Source organism: Hyphomonas oceanitis SCH89 (assembly GCF_000685295.1).
Taxonomy (GTDB): Bacteria; Pseudomonadota; Alphaproteobacteria; order Caulobacterales; family Hyphomonadaceae; genus Hyphomonas; species Hyphomonas oceanitis.
In genome coordinates, this window is sequence record NZ_ARYL01000005.1 from 105,960 (window position 1) to 125,812 (window position 19,853).

Below are 19,853 nucleotides of genomic sequence, written 5' to 3' on the forward strand. Positions count from 1 at the left end.
AGCCATGGTTTCAAGATTTCTTGCGCGCACAGCCCGGATGCTGGCTGGCCTGGCCCTGATGGCGGCGCCTGTTGTGGCGGTTGCGCCCCTCGCCTCTGCTCAATCGCTCAGTGTCGAGGACACAGCCCGCCCACAGGAAGCGACGGGCGACGCCTTGCTCAGGCTTGGCCGGGAATATGCGGCGGGGACGTATGGCGCGCCCGATTTCGAGCGGGCATCCGAGCTTTACCTGCAGGCCGCAGATGCGGGCACGGCGGAAGCCTATGCCGATGCCGCCGTGCTGAGGGCGACGGGCAAGGTCACCTCAGGCGACGAGGCGGAAGACAATATTGGCGCCAGCTACCTCTACATGGCCGGGGCTGAAGCGGGCTGCATCACCTGTATGAAGTCCCTCGCGCGGATGTATGAAATGGCACCGATCGGCGTTGAGCGAAATCTGGGCGAGGCGCTCGTCTGGTATACCAAGGCCTACGAGATGAGCATCTTCAAGACGGATGCTGAATTCGAGAATATCAAACGCGTCTCGTCCGAGGCCTATTACGCGGCCGTGGATGAACGGGATGCCGGAAATCACTGGGAGGCCTATAACGCCTTCAAGACCCTGTGCGACTTCAAGGGCCCGGCCGCCTGCTACATGCTGGGCCTCTATCAGGGCGCAGTAAACTCCCCCTATGGCAAGGATGAGCGGGCCGCGCTCGCGCCGCTCGCTTTCGCTTGTGACAATAGCATACCGAAAGCCTGCGAGAACCACGCCCGACTGACCGGATTTGTTGGGCCGAGTGCGGGCTATTCCAATGGCTATCGGGCCGAGCGCTATTTCAAATCCCAGTGCGACTCCGACACGCCGGACTATAGCGCCTGCTTCAATGTCGCCTGGCTGAACTATTATACCGATTATGGGCTGAACAATTGGCAGACGATCCGCACCTATTCCACCAAGGCCTGCTTTCAGGGCGGCGATAGCATGGGCTGCAGCCTGGCAATGAAGATGGCCAACATGATGGGCCCACCACCCGGATCCATGCCGACAAAATCAGGCGGGAACTGGGGCCGGAGCGTCGACAACGCGATTGGCGGGATTTTCGCGGCGTTGGCCAGCGGCGCGAGCGCGTATGCGAGCACTGGCAGTGTCGGCTCGTCGGGCAGTTATTCTTCGTCCGGTTCGTCTTCCTCGTCGAACAACGTCTCCACTTGGCAGGACAATCGCGATTGGAACGACGCACTCAGGTCCACGGCCAATATCGGCACGGCCTATTCCTCGTCCTGCCGCCCCGGCAACAAGTACTGCTAGGGCGCGGACGCGTCAGCGCTCCAGACGACTTCGCCCCCAACCATGGTCATCAGCGGTTTGGCCTCAAGGATTTCGGCTTCCGGCACGGTCATCAGGTCGCGGTCGAAGACGGTGAAGTCGGCGAGTTTGCCGGGTTCGATGGTGCCGAGATCATCTTCTTCGAAAGCAGCGTAGGCTGCGTTCGATGTGAAGAGAGCGAGCGCCTCTTCCCGCGTCAGGGCCTGTTCAGGGTGCCAGCCTTCGGCGGATTCGCCCTTGAGGCTCTTGCGGGAGACGGCGGCGTAGAACTCGATCAGCGGAGAGCCAACCTCGACCGGCGCGTCAGACCCGCCCGCCACAACCGCGCCGCTATCCCAGAGGCTACGCCAGGCATAGGCGCCCGCGAGACGCTGCAGACCAAGGCGAGAGGGAGCGAAAAACAGGTCACCAATGGCGTGAGAAGGCTGCATCGAGGCAACCAGGCCGTTTGCGCCGACGCGCGGGATATCGGCAAGCGCGAAGTTCTGGGCGTGTTCGATACGCCAGCGATGGGAAGCATCGTAGCCACCCGCCTCAACCGCTTCGAGGATGCGCCTGTCGGCCAGATCGCCAATAGCATGGATGGCGAGCTGGACATTGGCGGCATCCGCCCGCGCCATGATGGCGGCGAGGTCTTCCGGGCTCATCAGGGCGAGGCCCGATGTATCGGGACGGTCGCTATAGGGTTCGATCAGCAGGGCGCCGCGGCTGCCGAGGGCGCCGTCCATATAGATCTTCACGGCGCGATTGGTGATCGTGTCCGTTTCCATTTGGCGACCCGCCGCGATATCGAAGCCTTCAGCATCCAGCGCATTATAGAGCCGGATCGGCAGGCGGCCCGCCTTGTCCAATTCTTCCATCAGGGGAATCTGTTCGGGTGCGACGCTCATATTGTGACCGCCCGTCCACCCGCGCGACGCATAAAGCTTTGCGCCAGTTTCAAGCGCCGTCTTCAGGCCTTCCGCATCCGGCGCAGCCACCAGGGGTGCGACGAGATTCATCGCATTGTCGATGAGGAGGCCATTTGGCGTGCCGTCTTCATTGCGCTCGATACGGCCGCCTTCAGGATCGGGCGTGCCCTTCGTAATCCCAACGGCAGCGAGCGTCGCGGAGTTCACGACCATAGCGTGGCCGTCTGAGCGTTGCAGGATGACTTTGTAATCCGCGCTGACAGGATCGAGGTCAGACGCCATGGGCATGCGCGCCTCAGGCCAGCCGGTTTCGATCCAGCCGCGACCGAACACAACCGAGCTCGGTTCCTTATCCGCCACTTCCGCCTCAACGCGGCTGACAAGTTCAGCCACCGAAGCGGTGCCCTCAAGGTTCAGGGTCAGTTCGCGCTGGCCGACGCCCAGAAGGTGGACATGCGCATCAGTGAAGCCGGGAAACATGACCCCGCCCTTGAGATCGATGAGTGTAACCTCGTCCTCGCTCCAGTCGGCAGAGGCTGGTGGAACAGTCGCGGTAATGCGCCCATCCGCGCCGACAATGACCGCCTCGACCGTCGGCTGGTCCGGGTTGCCCGTATAGATCGTGCCGCCTGTGATGACGGTGACTTTTGCAGCCGGGGCCGTTTCAGGCGGGGGCGGTGCATTTCCGCCGCATGCGGTGAGCAGGAGCGCGGCAAAGGCGAGGCAGGCGGTGCGCATGAGATGGCATCCTTCCGGTCAGGTCTGGAGATGACCGAGCAGACGGCGCGCATTACGGGAAGTCAAGGTTCGAACGAAAAGACCGCCTCAAATGGGACGCCAAACGCAAGCGATATGCGAAAGGCAAGCTCGAGCGACGGTGCATACTTCTCCTGCTCGATGGCGATAATGGTCTGGCGGGTTGCGCCGACGGCTTCGGCGAGTTGCGACTGGGTCATGCCGCCCGTCTCGGCGCGCAGCGCCTTGATGTGGTTTCGGACCTTGCCCTTTGCCATCGCCTAGACCCTGTAGAGCACGAGCGTGGCAACCATCTTCACGATGTGTGCAGCAAAGAGCAGCGCCAGCAGGGTAAAGACAATGCCGCTGGTCGATACGATCGCGAGTGGCGAGAGTACTGAGCTTGAATAGGTTTCCTGCATGATCAGGCGCAGTGCCAGGACATTCACGACTGTAATGATGAACCAGTGCGAAATGATCCCGGCGCGGCGCTCGATCTGCTGGTCACGCTCGTCCTCGAAGTCCGCGCTGTCAGCTGTCGCGTCATTCAGGACCGACCCGGCAATCGAGACGCCGGTCGTCACGAGAATCTCGCCGACAATCATGCCGATGATGACGGTGACATAGGTACTGAGCATCTGATCAGGCGGCAGGTCCACAACCTGCCAGCCATCGAGGAACCGCGTCTGCAGGAGCCAGACCGCCCAAATGGCGATCATGAGCGAGCCGAGAGTGCGGATTTCAGTCCATGACATGCGCTTGTCCTTTCCCAGTGATGTAAGATATGTTTTACATAGCGATGGATTGGGACAATGTCCAACATGTTTTACAATTTTATTCGCATGCTCAACGGGCCCGTTCCAGTCCCCAGACTCCCGGACAAACAAAAACGCGCCCCCGAAGGAGCGCGTTTTTCAGTTTGCCGGTCGCAAGGAGCGATCAGGCGGCAGCAGCAACGGCCTTTTTGGCGATGTCGCGCTTGATCTTGAGGGCCTTGGACGACAGCTTGTCGTCCTTTGCCTTGGCCAGGAAGCCGTCAAGGCCGCCGAGCTTGTCGACGGTGCGCAGGGCTTTCGCCGCGATGCGCATCTTGAATTTCTGGTCGAGGGCTTCGGAATGAAGCGTCACGTCGATCAGGTTCGGCAGGAACCGGCGCTTGGTTTTCACCTGGGAGTGGCTCACCAGGTGGCCAACGATCGGCTTGGTGCCGGTAAGTTCACATTCGCGGGACATGGGCCTCGCTCCGATTGCATGTTCAGGGTTGTCTCGAAGGCGCGTCGTTACACAGTAGGAGGGGGCCGTGTCAACTGCGAAGCCACATGCGAAGTACGAGTTTTACAGCCCCCTGTCATGGCCTGTGATGAATCTTGAGTGCAACCCGTCGCTTGATTGGGGCATTATAGGGGCAATCTTGTTCAGGCGCCGTTGGTGTTGCACCCTTATATAAGAGTGCGATGGGCCCCAATCCAAAGGATACGACCTGATGAAACGCGCATACATGCTTGCTTCCGGCCTTGCGCTCGCAATGGCTGGCATCGCCGTGGCCGATACGTCGGGCGGCAGCAGCGCAGCTGCGCCGACTGTGCTGGCGGGTGTAAAGGCCGGAACGCCGACACGCATGATATACGAGCTGGAAGCCAAGGCCTATGTGCTGTTCATCCCGGCGACGGGCCGTGCAAGCTTTACCGTCGACATGAAGCCGGACAATTACGTGATCAATTCCCGGGTCAAGGTGACCGGCATTGCGGACTGGTTCGTCAACTATGACATGGTCCTGCAGGCGTCCGGCTATACGCGCGACAATGCCCTGAAGACCTATTCCTATGTCTCTCAGAACCGCGACGGGAAGAAGAACCGCCGCGTGAACCTGACCATCGGCCCGGACAGCTTCAAGATGAAGGCCGATCCTGAGTTCGGAAACCTGGGCGATCCGGCCGCAACGACCGAGCAGGTGCTGAAGACAAATGACCCGATCACGGCGCTGATCACGTTCGCGCTGGAACCGCGCGCACCGGGCGCCGACCCTTGCGGCGGGCCGATCCGTATCTTTGACGGACGCCAGCTGACGTACCTCCACCTGAAAAATGCTGGCATGAAACAGGTCAAGACCGATGCCTGGTCGGGCAATGCCATTGAATGCCATGTGACGATGGAAAAAGTCGCCGGCTACAAGAAGGGCGAGTCCAACAAGGATAATTTATCAGGCATTGATGGCCCGCTGCGCATGTGGCTGGCCCCGCTGGAAAACGGCACGACCGTGCCCGTGAAGATCCAGGCCGATACGGACAAGATCGGCAAGATCACGCTTCAGGCCAAGAAGCTGCGGTTTGAACCGATCGTGACGGAAGAAGCGACTGTGACCTCGGATGGTCAGTAAGGGCAGGCGCAAGATGCCCTGCCCTTGCCGGATCTAGTCGTGATCGTCCTTGGGCAAGAGGCGTAGCGCTGCGATAAGGCCCGTCATGTCCTCTGGCAAAGGTGCCTCGAAATGAAGGTCCTCTCCCGTAATCGGGTGGACGAAGCCGAGGACGGCCGCATGTAGTGCCTGGCGCTCGAACCGGCGGGCGGCATCACGGGCGGTATCGAAATCTTCGCCCGAGCCCCAGGCAGTCACGCCTTTTGACCTGCCATAGACGGGATCGCCGATCAGGCTGGCGCCGACATGGCTCATGTGGACGCGGATCTGGTGTGTGCGGCCTGTCTCAAGCGTGCATTTGACGAGCGCTGCAGCCGGCAGACCCGTTCCCTTGTCGCGCAGGCCGAATGTTTCGAGCGCCTTGTAATGCGTGATCGCCTCGCGTCCGTGGGTGCCGTCGGGATTGCGCACGACGGCCATTTTCTTGCGGTCGCCGGTGGCGCGGGCAATCGGCTCGTCGATCGTGCCGGATAGAGGCCGCGGGGCGCCGCGTGTGACGGCAAGGTAGGATCGCTCGATGTCGTGTGTCGCAAACAGGGCCGAGAGGCCCACATGGGCCGCTTCGGTCTTGGCCGCGACCATGACGCCGGTCGTCAGCTTGTCGAGACGGTGAACGATGCCCGGGCGCTCAACGCCGCCAATGCCGGGCAACTGGCCCTCACAATGGAAGAGGAGCGCATTGACCAGCGTGCCGTCCCAGCTGCCGGGCGCCGGGTGAACGGCCATGCCTGAAGCCTTGTTGATGATGATGAGGTGTTCGTCTTCGAACAGGATTTCGAGTGGAATGTCTTCCGGCTGCGGGACAGCCGGCACAGGCTCTGGCAGGGCCAGCGTATAGGTGCTGCCTTCGACAACGGCCTTGCGCGGATCGTCGGTCGGCACGCCATTGATCATGACGGCGCCTTCCTTGATCAGGGATTTGGCGCGTGAACGCGACAGCGACCCGGCCCTCTCGGCAAGGAAACTGTCGAGACGCAGGCCGGCGTCTGTCGCGCTGGCGGTGAGAGAAATCGTTTCCATTTGCACCCTTATAGACTTCGAGTTCGCCAAGCGTCATTCAGTTGTCGTAGTCGCGCCCTACAAGCGGCCCGAACTCACTGGAGGATATCATGAGCGCAGTTACCCGACGCGGCCTTCTCGGCGCCGCAGCCACCGGAGCCCTTAGCCTTGCCGCGTGCGCAAAGCCAGCCACCAATGCATTGGCGCCCACCGCACCTGCCTATGAGGGCGACGTTTCCTTCGACCACGGCGTGGCATCCGGCGACCCGCTGCCGACCAAGATGATCCTCTGGACACGCGTCACGCCGAAGTCCGGCACGGGCCCGATCCCGGTGCGCTTTGACGTGTTCGCGGCCGATAATAGCGAGACGCCTCTCATTACGGGCATGACCAGCGCCGAGGCTTCGCATGATTTCTGCGTGAAAGTGGATGTGGCAGGCCTCAGCCCTGCGACCGTTTACACCTACCGCTTTACCGCCCTGACCAGCGCGGGCGATATCGCCTCGCCGGAAGGCCGGACACGCACGACAGCGGTATCAGGCACAACGCCTGTCCGGCTCGGTGTGGTCTCCTGTTCCAACTGGCAGTTCGGCTATTTCAACGCCTACAAGGCCCTTGCCGCCGAGCCAGACCTCGACGCGATCATTCACCTTGGCGACTATCTCTATGAATACGGCGTCGACGGCTATGGCTCGAAAACGGCCGAAGCCCTTGGTCGCCTGCATGAACCAACAACGGAAATCGTCTCGCTCGACGACTATCGCAAGCGCCACGCGCAATACAAAACAGACCCGAACCTGCAGGCCGCCCATGCCGCTGCGCCATGGATCTGCACATGGGACGACCATGAGAGCACCAATGACAGCTACCGCACCGGCGCCGAAAACCACAATCCGGACAAGGGTGAAGGCGAATGGTCTGACCGCAAGCTGCGCGCCATTCAGGCCTATTTCGAATGGATGCCGATGCGCGAACCGGAATCGGGCAACATCACCTCAGCCGTCTGGCGCGACTTCAGCTTTGGCGATGTTGCCACGATCTTCGCAACGGAGACCCGTCTGACGGGCCGTTCGCAAAGCATTGGCTGGTCCGATGCTGTGACCACATCCGACCAGACGGAAATGATGGCTCAGATTGAGGCGCATATGAAAGTCATCAATGACCCCGCGCGCACGATGATGGGCGCGGCGCAGGAAGCCTGGATTGATAAAGGCCTGAAGGAATCGGTCGCGGACGGCAAAACATGGCAGGTTATGGCTAATCAGGTCATGATGGCGCGCGTCGCCCTGCCAGACATGTCGAAAGCCTTCACGCCTGAGCAAATCGCGCAGGCGATCCCGCAAGTCCAGCAGATGATCGGCTTCTCGGCTCTTGGCCTGCCATTCAATCTGGACGCCTGGGACGGTTATCCGGCAGCGCGCGGTCGTCTTTATGACAGCGTTGAGGCAGCCGGCGCCCGCCTTGTGACGCTGACAGGCGACATCCATTCGGCCTGGGCCGACACACTCGTGGATGACAAGGGCGAACGCGTCGGCGTGGAATTCGTGACCACGTCGATCACCTCACCCGGCATCAGCGCTTATATCACCGACGTGCCGGACCTGGGCCAGCGCTTTGCCGACGCCAATCCTGAAGTCGAATGGCATGATCCGGAAGGCCACGGCTATATCCTGATGACGCTGACGCCAGAACGCGTCACCGGCGAATTCGTCAAAGTGTCGACAGTCCTTTCGACCGACTTCACGGCAGAGCGCGTTGCGACCTATGAAGTGACGCCGGAAGCCAAAGGTGTCTCGGCCCTGACCCGGGCCTAAGACCCTAATCCAGCAAGCCGGAGAGGCGCATGCGGCCCCCATCGAGCCGCAGCGCCTCGCCGGTAATGAAGGCGGCCTCAGGCGACGCCAGGAAGCGGCAGGCGTCGGCTATTTCATCAGCCTGCGCCGTGCGCCCCAGCGGCGTGCGGCGTGTCGTCCAGCTCTGAACGCGCTCCTCGCTCGGCCTGACGGCGACAATGGCATTCACACGAATGGACATCTCGGCGAGTTCAACGGCGCCAGCGCGCATGACGCCAAGCACGCCATTCTGCGAAATGGTTTCGGTGAACTGGCCCGGCATGGAGGCAATAGCCGAGTAGGAGAGAACGAAAGTGATCGTTCCCTTCTGCCGCAGGCGCTCGACGCCAACAGTCGGCAGGTCTTCCTGTTCGGAGAGGCGCTCGGCGAAAACCTGCAGCGCGAGGGCCGTGCCACGAATGGATTTCGCGATCGCCTTGTCAAATTTATCGCTGGCAAAGTCGAGTAACGTGTCCGGCGCTTCCAGCTCAGGAATGATGACCGCATTATCGATACGGCCAAAGCCTTCAACGGCGGCCGTGAAGGCATTGCGCAGGCCAAGACGCGTGTGGAGTTCGCCGTGGTGGAGCACGACGCCATCCGGCACGGCGTTGCGCGCTGTGGCGAGACGCTCGGCGCTCGGATCAGCCGCCATGACGCGGTGGCCGGTTTCGCTGAAACGACGCGCGATGGCATCGCCGACTTCCCGGCCAAGGCCGAGGATCGCTGTGACGGGTTCGCCCATGGCGGCTATTCCCCGGCTGTTTCAGACGGCGCGGACGTTACGCGGGTGGGATTTCGGATATCGTCGCCCAGAATGGCAAGCCGGTCGTTCAGCCTGTGCAGGGCGGCGAGAATTTCGCCGAGCAGCCTGACAGTCACAAACAGGAAGATTATCAGCGCAAACCCGAACGCGAGCCGGGTAAGCGCCATGATGACATGACCTTTGAACAAGGCCAGCAAGGCCCCGAAAAGAACGAAAAGCGCAGCCATTAAGAGCGCCAAGCCCAGAATGGCCGTGGCCAGTTTCACCGCACCGAGTGTCATCGGTCGGTCCTGGTCTAGAATATCTCGCATGGGTCGTCCTCCGCCCGTTGCCTGCACCAGTTCCCGGCGCGCCGGCGGAGGACCTGTTCCGCCTTTACTGCGCTAGCTGGCCTTCAACCATTGCAATTCTTCTTTAATCTTGAGTTTCTGTCGCTTCAAATCCTTTAGCTCAAGAGCATCAGCCGACGGGTGCTTCTGGGTTTGAGAAATCTTCTCATCCAGTTCGCGATGTTTGTTGGCGAGCTCACTGATCCGACCGTTGAGCGACATGGGCAGTCTCCTTCTGCGGTTAAGAACTTGTGTCTTTATTGCCACACTAAATCATAGAAGAGGGATGGCGTTAAGGGGGCGAGCCGCGCATTTCATGAGTTTAATAGTCTCGGATCAAGCGTGGAGCGGTCGACCCGTTTTCCTGCGCGCTTTTTGGGCGAACATGTCCTGATCAGCCAAGGCGACCAGCGTATCGGCGCCCTGCCCTTCCCGCCATTCGGCAACACCGCATGAGGCGCCGATATGGACTTTTGGCGCTGCCTCATCCTCGCCATCGCAGACAATCAACTGGTCAATGAGAAGCGCCAGCTGGCTCGCCTTTGCCAGGCTATCGGCGTGGCTGGCCTGCGCGAGCACGATCCCGAACTCATCGCCACCGAGGCGCCCCACAATGTCGGTTTCGCGCGTATTCTTCAGCAAGATATCCGAAATGCGCAGCAGGACATCATCGCCAGCGGCATGCCCAAAGACATCGTTGACCTTCTTGAAATGGTCCAGATCGATAAAAATAAGCGAAAGCGGCGTGCGGAAGCGCCCGGCCAGCGCAATTTCCCGGCGGACCTCCCGTTCGAAGGCCCGGCGGTTGAAGACAGGGCAGAGCGCGTCATTGTCGGCAAGAAGCTCGGCTTCGGCGAGTTCCGCCCGCAGGCGCGCGGCCTCTTCGCGCAGGGCAATCACCTCTTCGCTGAGCGCCTCCAGCGCAGCCCGCTCGCGGCGGCCAAGCGCGGCGAGATCGACCCCGAGAATGTCGAGTAGGGCGCGGCGTTGATCCTGCGAAACCTGATGGAATTCTTCCGTCATGGATAAAGGATATACGCGATTTGTGGCGAGGGGGAGACGTGCAGCAGATGATTCACCTGTGACGTGTAAACAGGGCACCAGTTGACCGCGCGCACGGCATTCTTATGGTGCGCGCTTTCTGGCAACTAAGACTACCCATACCGCTGAAAGACCGGTGCTTTTATGATTGATCATCTCTCCATCAATGTTGCGAGCTTTGACCGATCGCGGGATTTCTATGACCATGCTCTTGGTGCGATTGGTGCAGCGCTCGTCATGATGAAACCTGAAGAAGCGGGTGGACCGCCATCGGGTGGATATGGCCGTGGCAACAAGCCCACCTTGTGGATCACCCAGTCTTCCTCACCCCATACAGGCTTGCATGTAGCGTTCGTCGCGGACAAGCGGATCGACGTGGACGCTTTTTATAAGCGGGCACTTGAAGCAGGTGGCCGTGACAATGGCACACCGGGACTGCGTACCCATTACCACCCGAACTATTACGCAGCTTTCGTATTCGACCCCGACGGGAACAATGTCGAAGCAGTCTGTCATTTACCGGAGTAACCACGACCAGAATGACCACATCCCCAACAGTCGGTATCATCATGGGCAGTCAGTCGGACTGGCCGGTCATGCGCCATGCCGCCGCCATTCTTGAAGAGATGGGCGTGCCCCATGAGGCGAAGATTGTCTCGGCCCACCGCACACCTGACCGCCTGACGGAATATGCCAAGGCCGCCAAGGCCCGCGGCCTGAAAGTGATCATTGCAGGCGCGGGCGGCGCAGCACACCTGCCCGGCATGACGGCAGCCATGACGCCACTGCCTGTTCTGGGTGTGCCGGTCCAGTCCAAGACCCTGTCGGGTCTCGATAGTCTTCTTTCCATCGTGCAGATGCCGCGCGGCGTGCCGGTCGGTACACTGGCCATTGGCGAGGCTGGCGCAGTGAATGCTGGCCTGATGGCTGCAGCCATCATTGCCCTCAATGATGACGCGGTCGCAGCAAAACTTGACGCCTATCGCGCAGCCCAGACTGATGGCGTCGCCGAGGTTCCCGAGGGATGACTGGCTTGCCACCCGGCGCCGTGATCGGGATTCTTGGGGGCGGACAATTGGGCCGGATGCTGGCCAGTGCGGCCAGCCAGCTCGGTTTTGATGTGCATGTCTTCTGCCCGGAAGACGATGCGCCTGCTGCGCGCGTTGCCATGAAGCACTGGCAGGCTGACTATGACGACGACGATGCGCTTTCAGGCTTTGCCCGTGCCTGCGATGTGGTCACGCTCGAATTCGAGAATATCCCGGTCAGCGCCGTGGAAGCGATTGCCGCCACCGGCACCCCGCTGCACCCAGGGGCAAAATCGCTCGCCGTGTCGCAGGACAGAGCTGACGAGAAGGCTTTCCTCAACAGTATCGGCATCGCGACGGCGGATTACCGGACGATTGATGCCGAGACTGACATCGCCGCGGCCCTTTCGACACTGGGCGGCAAGGGCGTCCTGAAAACGCGGCGGGATGGCTATGATGGCAAGGGCCAGGCATGGCTCAAAGCGGAAAGTGATATCTCAGTCGGCTGGCAAGCTGTTGGCGGCGCGCCGTGCGTGCTGGAAGCCGCCGTGGCCTTCGAACGCGAAATCTCTGTCATCGTGGCCCGGTCCAGTAGCGGCGAGACCGCCAGTTGGGCACCGCCCCGCAATGTGCATGAAGAGGGCATACTTGCCCGCTCAATCGTCCCGTCCGGTCTTTCGCTTGAGGTTGAGGTGGAAGCGCGCCGACAGGCCGTGTCGCTGGTCGATGCGCTGGGTCATGTCGGGGTTCTGGCGCTCGAATTCTTTGTCATGGCGGATGGCAGCCTGATCGCCAATGAGTTTGCCCCGCGCGTTCACAATTCCGGCCACTGGACGCCGGAAGCCTGCCAGACGGGCCAGTTCGAACAGCACATACGCGCCATTGCGGGCTGGAAGCTGGGCGACACGCATCGGCTTTTCGATGCGGAGATGCTAAACCTGATCGGTAAGGCAGGCCTGATTGATCCGGCCATGCTGGCCCCGAACGAGACGCTGACACTCTATGGCAAGCGCGAAGCGCGCGCCGGACGCAAGATGGGCCATATCACAACGCGACTCGGACCGCGAAAGGACTAAGCCCATGCTGCTTCCCGTATCGACCTGGCAGGACATTGAACGCTGGCTCACAAAGTCACGCACCATCGTCATCCCGATCGGCTCGATGGAGCAGCACGGCCCGAACGGCTTTATTGGCACGGATGCCCTTTGCCCGGAAATCATTGCCCGCCATGCCGAGAGCCTCGCGCCAGAGGATATTCTCGTCGGGCCGACCTTTAATGTGGGCTGCGCGCAGCACCATCTCGGCTTCCCCGGTACGATCACGCTGCGGCCGACGACCATGATCGCAGCCATGACAGACTGGACCGAGAGCCTGATGCGGCATGGCTTCGAGCGCCTCTACTGGTACAATGGTCATGGCGGCAATATCCACACGATCGAGGCGGCTTTCAGCGAGATCCACGCCCGGCGCAGTTTCGACCCGCGCGGGGCGGACAATCGCCCCGGTCTGTCGCTCAAGCGGCGCGACTGGTGGGATTTCCGTGACGTGATGGGCCTTTGCAACAAGCTCTATCCCGTCGGCCATGGCAGCCACGCGACGGCATCTGAAGTGTCGGTGACCTACCATGCTCATCCGGATCGGGCGCGGCCTGAGGTCGAAATGAGCCCGAAAATCGCCCCCAATGGCAAGATTGGCGACGCCGTACAGTATCGCCGCGATTTCCCGGATGGCCGGATTGGGTCTGACCCAACGCAGTCCAATGCGGAAGATGGTGGCAAGATTGTCGAGGCCGCCGCCAAGGCCATGCTGGAAGATGTTGCCCGCTTTTCTGCGTAAAATGACACGGCCGACTACAGCAGGGAGACTGGCCACGCGCAGCGAAGGGCGGTATCAAAGTATGCTTCCAGAAAGGCGTGCGAACCAGATACATGCTCGACATTCAGAGGCTGGAAAAATCATTTGGCGCAAAGCATGCTGTGCGCGGGGTGTCCTTCCGGCTTGAGAAGGGCACGGTGCTCGGCTTTCTCGGGCCGAATGGCGCAGGCAAGTCCACGACAATGCGTATGATTGCCGGGGTGCTTGAGCCCGACAGCGGCGACGCACTGATTGATGGCAAATCCATTCTTTCCAATCGGCGCGAGGCGCAGCGGGCGCTCGGCTACCTGCCCGAAGGCGCGCCCCTCTACGAAGACATGACGCCGCCCGAGTTCCTGGTCTTCATGGCATCCGCGCGCGGCATGAACGGCATTGCGCGCAAGAACGGCGTGGAGCGCGCCATCGCAGACGCGCGCATTTCCACGGTGTGCGACCAGCGTATCGGATCTCTTTCCAAGGGCTATCGCCGCCGCGTGGGCCTTGCCGGGGCTATCCTTCATGATCCGCCGGTCTTGCTGCTCGACGAACCGACGGACGGCCTGGACCCCAATCAGAAACGTGCAGTCCGCGCGCTGATCGCCCGCATGGCGCCGCACAAGGCGATCCTGATCTCGACGCATACGCTGACGGAAGTCCCAGCCATGTGCACGCGCGCCATCGTTGTCGACCGGGGCATGGTGATTGCCGATGACACGCCGGAGGCGCTGGCCCGGCAATCCGAGGACGGGACGCTGGAGGGCGCTTTCACCCGCCTGACCGATCAGGCCGAGGCGGAATCGGCATGATGATGTGGCTGCGCGAACAATTCGGGGGGTTCACCGCCACCTATCGACGCGAACTGGGCGCCTATTTCGCGACGCCCATGGCCTATGTCTTCCTCGCTGTTTTCCTGCTCGCATTGGGAGTCTTCACCTGGGAAGCCTCCCGCTTCTTCGATACCGGTTCTGCCGATCTCGCGCCCTTCTTCGTCTGGCATCCGTGGCTCTACATGATCTTCCTGCCCGCCCTCGCCATGCGTCTCTGGGCAGACGAGCGATCGGCCGGCACCGATGAATTGCTGCTCTCCCTACCACTGGGCATGCCGGGGCTCGTGCTCGGCAAACTGCTGGCGGCATGGACCGTTGCGGGTGTCGGCCTCGCGCTGACGGCGCCCATGTGGGTGACAGTCAATGTGCTCGGCAGCCCGGACAATGCGGCCATCATGCTGACCTATCTGGTGAGCTTCCTGATGGCCGGCGCGTATCTCTCAATCGGCGCCGCCATATCAGCCCTGACAGGCAGCCAGGTGACCGCCTTCGTGATCAGCGTCGTCATCGCCTTCGTGTTCACGGCGGCTGGCTGGCCGCTCGTGCTGTCCGGCGTAAAGTCCGTATTCGGAACGGGCGGCGCTGAACTCGTTGCCTCATTCTCCTTCCTGACCCAGTTTGAAGGTGCGCAGCGCGGCGTACTGGAGCTGCGCGCCGTAGTTTTCTTTCTTGGCTTCACAGCCTTCTGGGCCACGCTGAACGGCCTCTGGGCGACGCGGCAGAGGCTCGGATAGGATGAAGGCGAAGCATTACATGTTCGCCGCCACGGCCCTTGCCGCCACGATCTTCGTGTCGGGCAACCTGGTTATGCAAAAGCTGCTGTCCGGCGCCCGCGTGGATTTCACACAGAACAATCTCTACACGCTGTCGCAGGGCACGAAGGACACGCTGAGAGGCGTCGCCGAGCCGGTCGAAATCACCTTTGTCTATACCCGCGGTGTGGGGCAGGAATATCCAGCCGTGCGGGCCTATGCAGCACGCGTGCGCGAATTGCTGGAAGCCTATCGCAGCCAGTCCCATGGTCAGGTGATCGTTCGCGAGATTGATCCTTCGCCTTTTTCCGAGTCTGAAGACGAGGCGCTTGCTGCAGGCATAACGGCGGTGAGCACAACTGGCACCGACCCGCTCTATTTTGGCATTATCGGGCGCAACGCCATAGACGACCAACGCGTCATTCCCTTCCTGGCGCCCGAGCACGAAGTCACACTCGAATATGACCTGACGCGCATGGTCGCGCGTCTGGATGATCCGGATCCGCCGCGTGTAGGCATTCTCTCCTCCCTGCCGGGCATGACGGCGCCTGGCGGCGAAGGTGGCTATACGCTCCTGTCCGACATTGCGAAATCATTCGAAATCGTTCCGATATCGGAAGAGTTCCAGTCCCTGCCGGAGGATCTGGATGTCCTCTTCCTTGCCCACCCACCTGAATTGGCGCCGCGTCAGGAATGGCTGATCGACCAGTATGTCCTGCGTCATGGCCGGGCCGTCATCATGGTGGACCCAGCCGCCAAGACCGCTGTCGGCAGCAGCATGTTCGATAGGGGCAATGATCACCCCCGCTCCGATCTTGGCGTTCTGGGCAAAGCCTGGGGCGTAAGCCTGTCAGAAGGCGCGGTTGCGGATGCGGCAAACGCATTGCCGGTGCCGGTCGATACAGGCAATGGCCGCACTGAAGAACTTGCACATCCCCTGTTCATCGGCGCGCCGTCGGCAGACATGAACCGGGACGACCTCGTAACGGCAGACCTTACGCGGACGGTCAATTTCGGCGCACCGGGCGCATTCGTTACGACCATGTTGCCGGACGGGGTCAGTTTTTCCCCCCTCATCGAGACCGGACCCAGCCCCTCCTATATGGACGCAGCCGAAGCCGTGCGCGACATGACGCCTGGCGATGTTCTCAAATCCTACAAGACGGCGCCGGAGCCGCTGGTTCTGGCGGGGCGTCTTTCAGGACCACTTGTCACGGCCTTTCCTGCAGGGGCGCCCGCCTTGGACGAACCCTCCGATCCGACACTGGCCGATTTGATGCGCGCAGAGGCGGCCAACGCACCGCCGCATATCAGCGAGAGCGAGACGGATGCAGAGATTGTCCTGATTGCCGATGTCGACACGATTGCGGATGATTTCTACATCGTGCCGGGGCGTGGCACGGTCGTTGCCGATGACGGCGCATTGGTGCTGAATGCGCTTGATGCCCTTTCCGGTGGCGGCGAGCTGTCACGTCTTCGCTCGCGCTCACCGAGCCTGCGCCCGATGACCCGCATCGACAAGATGCGCGAAAGCGCCGAAGCCAAATATTTCCGCCAGCAGTCCGAGCTGGAAAGCCGCCTGGAGACGGCGCAGGCCCGGCTGGAAGAGCTTCAGGAAATTGGCGCTGCAGATGGTTTCTTCTCTGGTGACCTGGAGGCAGATCTCAGCGATTCCGAGCGTGCTGAGCTGACGAAGTTGCGAGCCGACATTATCGAGCTACGCGGCCGCCTGCGCGGAATAGAGCGCGATTATCGCCGCGAGATCGACCGGCTTGAAGGGACACTGAAGGTCATCAATATCTGGGGTGGCCCTCTCTTCGTTGGTCTGATCGGCCTGCTTGTCTGGCGCCGCCAGCGTCATCGTCAGGGGCGCAGCACATGATCGACATTCGCCACGGTCAACGCGTGCGACGGCTTCAGGTGCTCGCCGTACTGGCGGGCCTGCTCACCGTGCTGGCCATCTTTCTGAATATCGGCGGAAACGAAACACCGCAGACGACGGGACGCATGGGCAAGCCGGTCTTGCCTGACTTTGCGGAGGCGCGGGCCGATGCGGCAGAAATACGGATCACCCTGGCAGATGAGTCCTATAGCCTGATCAATGGGCCCGACGGCTGGACGCTCAAAGGGTCGGGCGGCTACCCGGTGCGGGCCGACCGGCTGGCGAGCCTTGCCGGGGGCCTCGGCGATCTCACATGGGGCGAAGGCCGCACGCGCGACCCTGGCAAGATGAACCGGATCGGCCTTGGCGATCCGCGTGACGGGGGTACCGGCGCCCTGATCGAGATCATCAACGAGGCGGGCACTGTTACCGCCTCCCTTATCACGGGCCGCAAGGGTTCGATTGTGTATGCCCGCCTGCCCGGCGAAGAGCAGGCCTTCCGCGTGAATGGCGACCTGCCACCGCTTTACAATCACGACGCTTGGCTGGACCTCGACATAATCGACATCCATTCAGACGCGGTATCGGCCGTCCGCCTGTTTGATGCGCGCGGCAACAGTCTCTACCTGCAACGCTCTGTCGGTAGCAGCGATCGCAGTTTCCGGCCCGCTCCACCCTATCAGGACTATCGGCTCGTCAGCCGGATTGCCGCCTCTACGCCTGCCCTGGCGCTGACGCGCTTCCAGCCGATAGGCGTGAAACCCGCCAGCAAACTGACAACCCGGCCGGTCGCGCGGCACATCACGGAAACGCATGACGGGCTGGAGGTTGACCTACAGGCCTATAGGGAGCCGGACGGGTATTTCGTCACGCTGCGTGCAATCGAAGCCGGCGAAGGCGCACAGCGGGGCAGTACGATCAATCAGAAAGCCTCCGGCTGGGCCTTCGAGCTGACCGAATTTGACTGGAATGAATTCACGCCGAGCATTTCATCCATCGTCAGGCCACCGCAACCAAGCGACCCGGCCTCTCCAGCCCAGCCATGAAAATGAGCTTGAGCAGGCCGATAAAGTAACTGTAATATTTGCATTCGGCCCTATGTGGTCACGCCAAGAGAACTGGACCCATGGCCATAGATCGCCTTCAGAGCGCCGCCCGGTGGGTTCTGTTACTTTTGGGTGCGCTTATCGCGGGTATGATCGTTGTAGGATATCTGATCCTGCAGGCCTTCTCCGCGGGCATTGAAAGCCGCGATCAGGCTGTCCTCAGTTCTGAGCGTACTATGCAGATACGGCGCATCCTGCTGTCGGCTATCAACGCCGAGACAGGGCAGCGCGGTTACCTGCTTACGGGAGACCCCGCTTACCTCGAGCCCCATACGGCCGCCAACCGCAACTATGACGCGGCCGTGAAGGCCTATTACGAAGCCAAGGATGGCGAATTGAATGCCTTGCAGGCAGATCTGCTGCCTCAATTGACATCATTGCTGGACAAGAAATTTGCTGAACTGAACCTGACGGTGGATCAGACCAAACGAGGAGACCGGGACGCTGCGATGGCCATGGTCAGGACCGATATCGGACTGAACCTTCTTGCAGAAGCCCGGGACGTCGCAGCTGAACTGGAAGCTGAAGAGGTTCGAATATTACACAACGCCATCGCACGGGCAGAATCGACGGAGCAGCGCGCACGCGCCTTGCTCCTGTTTCTTGGCCTGGCGGCGCTCGCCGTCGTGCCTGGCATGATTTACCTGTTCTGGCGTGCCATGCGCTCGGAGCGGGCTGAGCGCTCCCTTGCGCTGACCCGGGCCGCCAAGGCGCAGACGGATTTGCTCGCCCATGAACTCAATCATCGCGTCAAAAACCTTTTCACCATCGTGCTGTCACTGGTCCGGCAGTCAGGCCGCACAACGCCGGAACATGCCGCAGCATGTGAAGTCATCCATGACCGCATTCACGCCCTGTCCCTGGCGCATGCCGCTGCGTTACGCAGTGAAAAGGATAACAGCCCCGTCAAACTGAACGATCTTATCGTCGTGCTTCTTGAGCCCTACGCCATGGGCCAGAATGTCTATGAAATCGAAGGTGCAGACATTGCTCTCGCACCGGCTGTGGTTACGCCGCTCAGCCTGATCATTCATGAACTTGCCACCAATGCCGTAAAATACGGCGCATGGTCGACGGATCAGGCGGGCGTAGTTCGCACGCTCTGGCATACCGAACATGATGCTGAAACTGCAACTGAACGCATTGTGCTGAGTTGGGAAGAAATAGGGGGGCCCGAGACTGATGCAGCCCACATTGGCAAGGATGGCTTCGGATCCCGCATGATCAATCTCAGCTGCCGCCAGATCAATGGCGAACCATCAAGTGAATGGTTGTCAGGTGGGCTGCATTTCAGGCTGTCATTCGACAACAATTTCTAGCGCGCTGGCAGGTCCATAGCAGCCAGCACACGGCCAAAGCCCGCTTCCTGAACGACCAGGGCGCAAGTCGACTTGCATACCGATGGATCAATCTCGACCCGGCCGCCCAGCCAGGGGCCGATTGAGGTAACGTGGGTCACCGGGTGAACCATATCGGTCGGATTGGCATCGCCATCCAGATAATCGATAACGAATATGTCCGTCAGTTCTTTCACATTGCCTGTGAGCTCAATCTTGCCGCCCTTGCGTTTGAGATGGGCCGGGGACGGGGCAACGCGGTTCGTGCGCTCCAGGGCAGATTCGACCTGAGGCAGCTTGTTCCCCGGGCATTGCTCGACACCATTATAAACCGTCTGGGGCGTATAGGGCCCACGCAGGCGGAAACGGTCAACATAGGCCCGCTGGCGATCCTTGGACTCGGACATGGCCATCGGATCTTTTTCACCGAGATAATCCCAGTAATCGACAGACCATGTCAGGATCAGCACGTCATCCCGCTGGGAATCCACCTCGGCCAGCGTGCGATGTGCTTTGGGGCATGCGCGGCAATTATGCGATGCAAACAACTCCACCAGCACCGGCGAGGTATCAGCGACAGACATCGGCTGGCGCGCTGCAGCAGGCAGGGCAGCGAACAGCGAGATGGCGAGGATAAGGATGCGGGCGTGTTTCATGACAGTCTCGTTATAGGCCCATGCCAAATCGCATGACAATCACAGGGGTGTGAGGACTGTTAAAAGCCCCCCG

General features: G+C 61.0%; 22 protein-coding genes. 12 read left to right on the top strand and 10 right to left on the bottom strand.

From position 1 onward, the window contains the following. Positions 1-4 precede the first annotated feature (4 nt). Complete coding sequence (locus HOC_RS05285; RefSeq protein ID WP_035536407.1) at positions 5-1,291, top strand: tetratricopeptide repeat protein; 1,287 nt, start codon at positions 5-7, stop codon at positions 1,289-1,291. Here the strand turns inward: HOC_RS05285 and HOC_RS05290 are convergent. The 4 genes from HOC_RS05290 to rpmB all read right to left on the bottom strand — a co-directional run bounded on the left by HOC_RS05290 (position 1,288) and on the right by rpmB (position 4,188). Continuing rightward, entirely contained in the window at positions 1,288-2,958 is a 1,671-nt protein-coding gene (locus HOC_RS05290; RefSeq protein WP_035536410.1) for an amidohydrolase, read from the bottom strand. The two genes, HOC_RS05285 and HOC_RS05290, sit on opposite strands and share 4 nt — an antisense overlap. Before the next feature lie 62 nt (positions 2,959-3,020). Continuing rightward, positions 3,021-3,233 (bottom strand): helix-turn-helix transcriptional regulator, encoded by a 213-nt coding sequence (locus HOC_RS05295; protein ID WP_035536411.1) that lies wholly within the window; start codon positions 3,231-3,233, stop codon positions 3,021-3,023. Between the two features lie 3 nt (positions 3,234-3,236). Next, entirely contained in the window at positions 3,237-3,710 is a 474-nt protein-coding gene (locus HOC_RS05300; protein WP_035536413.1) for a hypothetical protein, read from the bottom strand. A 184-nt stretch (positions 3,711-3,894) separates the two neighbouring features. Then, positions 3,895-4,188: a 50S ribosomal protein L28 gene (gene rpmB / locus HOC_RS05305; protein ID WP_035536415.1), complete on the bottom strand. Its 294-nt coding sequence runs from the start codon at positions 4,186-4,188 to the stop codon at positions 3,895-3,897. A 250-nt stretch (positions 4,189-4,438) separates the two neighbouring features. Between rpmB and HOC_RS05310 the strand changes: the two genes are divergently transcribed. Then, a complete protein-coding gene (locus tag HOC_RS05310) occupies positions 4,439-5,332 on the top strand; it encodes a DUF3108 domain-containing protein (RefSeq protein WP_035536416.1) in 894 nt (297 codons plus the stop codon). A 33-nt stretch (positions 5,333-5,365) separates the two neighbouring features. On the opposite strand, the gene HOC_RS05315 is transcribed toward HOC_RS05310, so the two are convergent. Beyond that, a complete protein-coding gene (locus tag HOC_RS05315) occupies positions 5,366-6,391 on the bottom strand; it encodes an RluA family pseudouridine synthase (protein WP_035536419.1) in 1,026 nt (341 codons plus the stop codon). 89 nt (positions 6,392-6,480) lie between these two features. On the opposite strand from HOC_RS05315, the gene HOC_RS05320 reads away from it, so the two are divergent. Beyond that, entirely contained in the window at positions 6,481-8,184 is a 1,704-nt protein-coding gene (locus HOC_RS05320; RefSeq protein ID WP_035536422.1) for an alkaline phosphatase D family protein, read from the top strand. Positions 8,185-8,188: 4 nt separating this feature from the next. Here the strand turns inward: HOC_RS05320 and HOC_RS05325 are convergent, their stop codons facing one another. From HOC_RS05325 to HOC_RS05340, 4 genes are all read right to left on the bottom strand, one after another. After that, on the bottom strand, positions 8,189-8,947 hold the full coding sequence (locus tag HOC_RS05325; protein WP_035536425.1) for an SDR family NAD(P)-dependent oxidoreductase: 759 nt from the start codon (positions 8,945-8,947) through the stop codon (positions 8,189-8,191). A 5-nt stretch (positions 8,948-8,952) separates the two neighbouring features. Beyond that, positions 8,953-9,279, bottom strand: a complete 327-nt coding sequence (locus tag HOC_RS05330) for a hypothetical protein (protein WP_035536428.1) — start codon at positions 9,277-9,279, stop codon at positions 8,953-8,955. A 72-nt stretch (positions 9,280-9,351) separates the two neighbouring features. Beyond that, complete coding sequence (locus HOC_RS05335) at positions 9,352-9,519, bottom strand: YdcH family protein (RefSeq protein WP_035536430.1); 168 nt, start codon at positions 9,517-9,519, stop codon at positions 9,352-9,354. A 114-nt stretch (positions 9,520-9,633) separates the two neighbouring features. Next, positions 9,634-10,320 (bottom strand): GGDEF domain-containing protein, encoded by a 687-nt coding sequence (locus HOC_RS05340; protein WP_051624553.1) that lies wholly within the window; start codon positions 10,318-10,320, stop codon positions 9,634-9,636. 162 nt (positions 10,321-10,482) lie between these two features. On the opposite strand from HOC_RS05340, the gene HOC_RS05345 reads away from it, so the two are divergent. From HOC_RS05345 to HOC_RS05385, 9 genes are all read left to right on the top strand, one after another. Further along, positions 10,483-10,866, top strand: a complete 384-nt coding sequence (locus HOC_RS05345; protein ID WP_035536432.1) for a VOC family protein — start codon at positions 10,483-10,485, stop codon at positions 10,864-10,866. Between the two features lie 11 nt (positions 10,867-10,877). Continuing rightward, positions 10,878-11,366 carry a 5-(carboxyamino)imidazole ribonucleotide mutase gene (purE, locus tag HOC_RS05350; RefSeq protein ID WP_035536434.1) on the top strand — a complete coding sequence of 163 codons (489 nt, stop codon included), beginning with the start codon at positions 10,878-10,880 and terminating at the stop codon, positions 11,364-11,366. Further along, positions 11,363-12,442, top strand: coding sequence for a 5-(carboxyamino)imidazole ribonucleotide synthase (locus HOC_RS05355; protein ID WP_035536436.1), 1,080 nt, complete (start codon positions 11,363-11,365; stop codon positions 12,440-12,442). Before purE ends, HOC_RS05355 begins: the two co-directional genes overlap by 4 nt. Before the next feature lie 4 nt (positions 12,443-12,446). Then, positions 12,447-13,202: a creatininase family protein gene (locus HOC_RS05360; protein ID WP_035536439.1), complete on the top strand. Its 756-nt coding sequence runs from the start codon at positions 12,447-12,449 to the stop codon at positions 13,200-13,202. A gap of 92 nt (positions 13,203-13,294) precedes the next feature. Continuing rightward, the gene (locus HOC_RS05365; RefSeq protein WP_035536441.1) at positions 13,295-14,026 is read left to right on the top strand and encodes an ABC transporter ATP-binding protein; all 732 of its coding nucleotides are present in this window, start codon (positions 13,295-13,297) and stop codon (positions 14,024-14,026) included. Further along, entirely contained in the window at positions 14,023-14,781 is a 759-nt protein-coding gene (locus HOC_RS05370) for an ABC transporter permease subunit (RefSeq protein ID WP_199285874.1), read from the top strand. Before HOC_RS05365 ends, HOC_RS05370 begins: the two co-directional genes overlap by 4 nt. Position 14,782: 1 nt before the next feature. Then, positions 14,783-16,681 (top strand): GldG family protein, encoded by a 1,899-nt coding sequence (locus HOC_RS05375; RefSeq protein WP_035536444.1) that lies wholly within the window; start codon positions 14,783-14,785, stop codon positions 16,679-16,681. Next, positions 16,678-17,727, top strand: coding sequence for a DUF4340 domain-containing protein (locus tag HOC_RS05380; protein WP_035536447.1), 1,050 nt, complete (start codon positions 16,678-16,680; stop codon positions 17,725-17,727). Before HOC_RS05375 ends, HOC_RS05380 begins: the two co-directional genes overlap by 4 nt. 80 nt (positions 17,728-17,807) lie before the next feature. After that, a complete protein-coding gene (locus HOC_RS05385; RefSeq protein ID WP_084146143.1) occupies positions 17,808-19,106 on the top strand; it encodes a sensor histidine kinase in 1,299 nt (432 codons plus the stop codon). On the opposite strand, the gene HOC_RS21075 is transcribed toward HOC_RS05385, so the two are convergent. Continuing rightward, a complete protein-coding gene (locus tag HOC_RS21075) occupies positions 19,103-19,780 on the bottom strand; it encodes a DUF1223 domain-containing protein (RefSeq protein ID WP_051624554.1) in 678 nt (225 codons plus the stop codon). The genes HOC_RS05385 and HOC_RS21075 overlap by 4 nt on opposite strands. Positions 19,781-19,853: the final 73 nt, after the last annotated feature.

Excerpts from the sequence above, each read along its gene's own strand:
- HOC_RS21075 (WP_051624554.1), bottom strand. The coding sequence starts at position 19,780 with ATGAAACACGCCCGCATCCTTATCCTCGCCATCTCGCTGTTCGCTGCC.
- HOC_RS05300 (WP_035536413.1), bottom strand. The coding sequence starts at position 3,710 with ATGTCATGGACTGAAATCCGCACTCTCGGCTCGCTCATGATCGCCATT.
- HOC_RS05370 (WP_199285874.1), top strand. The coding sequence starts at position 14,023 with ATGATGATGTGGCTGCGCGAACAATTCGGGGGGTTCACCGCCACCTAT.
- HOC_RS05365 (WP_035536441.1), top strand. The coding sequence starts at position 13,295 with ATGCTCGACATTCAGAGGCTGGAAAAATCATTTGGCGCAAAGCATGCT.
- HOC_RS05315 (WP_035536419.1), bottom strand. The coding sequence starts at position 6,391 with ATGGAAACGATTTCTCTCACCGCCAGCGCGACAGACGCCGGCCTGCGT.
- HOC_RS05330 (WP_035536428.1), bottom strand. The coding sequence starts at position 9,279 with ATGCGAGATATTCTAGACCAGGACCGACCGATGACACTCGGTGCGGTG.
- HOC_RS05355 (WP_035536436.1), top strand. The coding sequence starts at position 11,363 with ATGACTGGCTTGCCACCCGGCGCCGTGATCGGGATTCTTGGGGGCGGA.
- HOC_RS05285 (WP_035536407.1), top strand. The coding sequence starts at position 5 with ATGGTTTCAAGATTTCTTGCGCGCACAGCCCGGATGCTGGCTGGCCTG.
- HOC_RS05335 (WP_035536430.1), bottom strand. The coding sequence starts at position 9,519 with ATGTCGCTCAACGGTCGGATCAGTGAGCTCGCCAACAAACATCGCGAA.
- HOC_RS05320 (WP_035536422.1), top strand. The coding sequence starts at position 6,481 with ATGAGCGCAGTTACCCGACGCGGCCTTCTCGGCGCCGCAGCCACCGGA.
- HOC_RS05360 (WP_035536439.1), top strand. The coding sequence starts at position 12,447 with ATGCTGCTTCCCGTATCGACCTGGCAGGACATTGAACGCTGGCTCACA.
- rpmB (WP_035536415.1), bottom strand. The coding sequence starts at position 4,188 with ATGTCCCGCGAATGTGAACTTACCGGCACCAAGCCGATCGTTGGCCAC.
- HOC_RS05290 (WP_035536410.1), bottom strand. The coding sequence starts at position 2,958 with ATGCGCACCGCCTGCCTCGCCTTTGCCGCGCTCCTGCTCACCGCATGC.
- HOC_RS05345 (WP_035536432.1), top strand. The coding sequence starts at position 10,483 with ATGATTGATCATCTCTCCATCAATGTTGCGAGCTTTGACCGATCGCGG.
- HOC_RS05295 (WP_035536411.1), bottom strand. The coding sequence starts at position 3,233 with ATGGCAAAGGGCAAGGTCCGAAACCACATCAAGGCGCTGCGCGCCGAG.
- purE (WP_035536434.1), top strand. The coding sequence starts at position 10,878 with ATGACCACATCCCCAACAGTCGGTATCATCATGGGCAGTCAGTCGGAC.
- HOC_RS05385 (WP_084146143.1), top strand. The coding sequence starts at position 17,808 with ATGGCCATAGATCGCCTTCAGAGCGCCGCCCGGTGGGTTCTGTTACTT.
- HOC_RS05380 (WP_035536447.1), top strand. The coding sequence starts at position 16,678 with ATGATCGACATTCGCCACGGTCAACGCGTGCGACGGCTTCAGGTGCTC.
- HOC_RS05375 (WP_035536444.1), top strand. The coding sequence starts at position 14,783 with ATGAAGGCGAAGCATTACATGTTCGCCGCCACGGCCCTTGCCGCCACG.
- HOC_RS05310 (WP_035536416.1), top strand. The coding sequence starts at position 4,439 with ATGAAACGCGCATACATGCTTGCTTCCGGCCTTGCGCTCGCAATGGCT.
- HOC_RS05325 (WP_035536425.1), bottom strand. The coding sequence starts at position 8,947 with ATGGGCGAACCCGTCACAGCGATCCTCGGCCTTGGCCGGGAAGTCGGC.
- HOC_RS05340 (WP_051624553.1), bottom strand. The coding sequence starts at position 10,320 with ATGACGGAAGAATTCCATCAGGTTTCGCAGGATCAACGCCGCGCCCTA.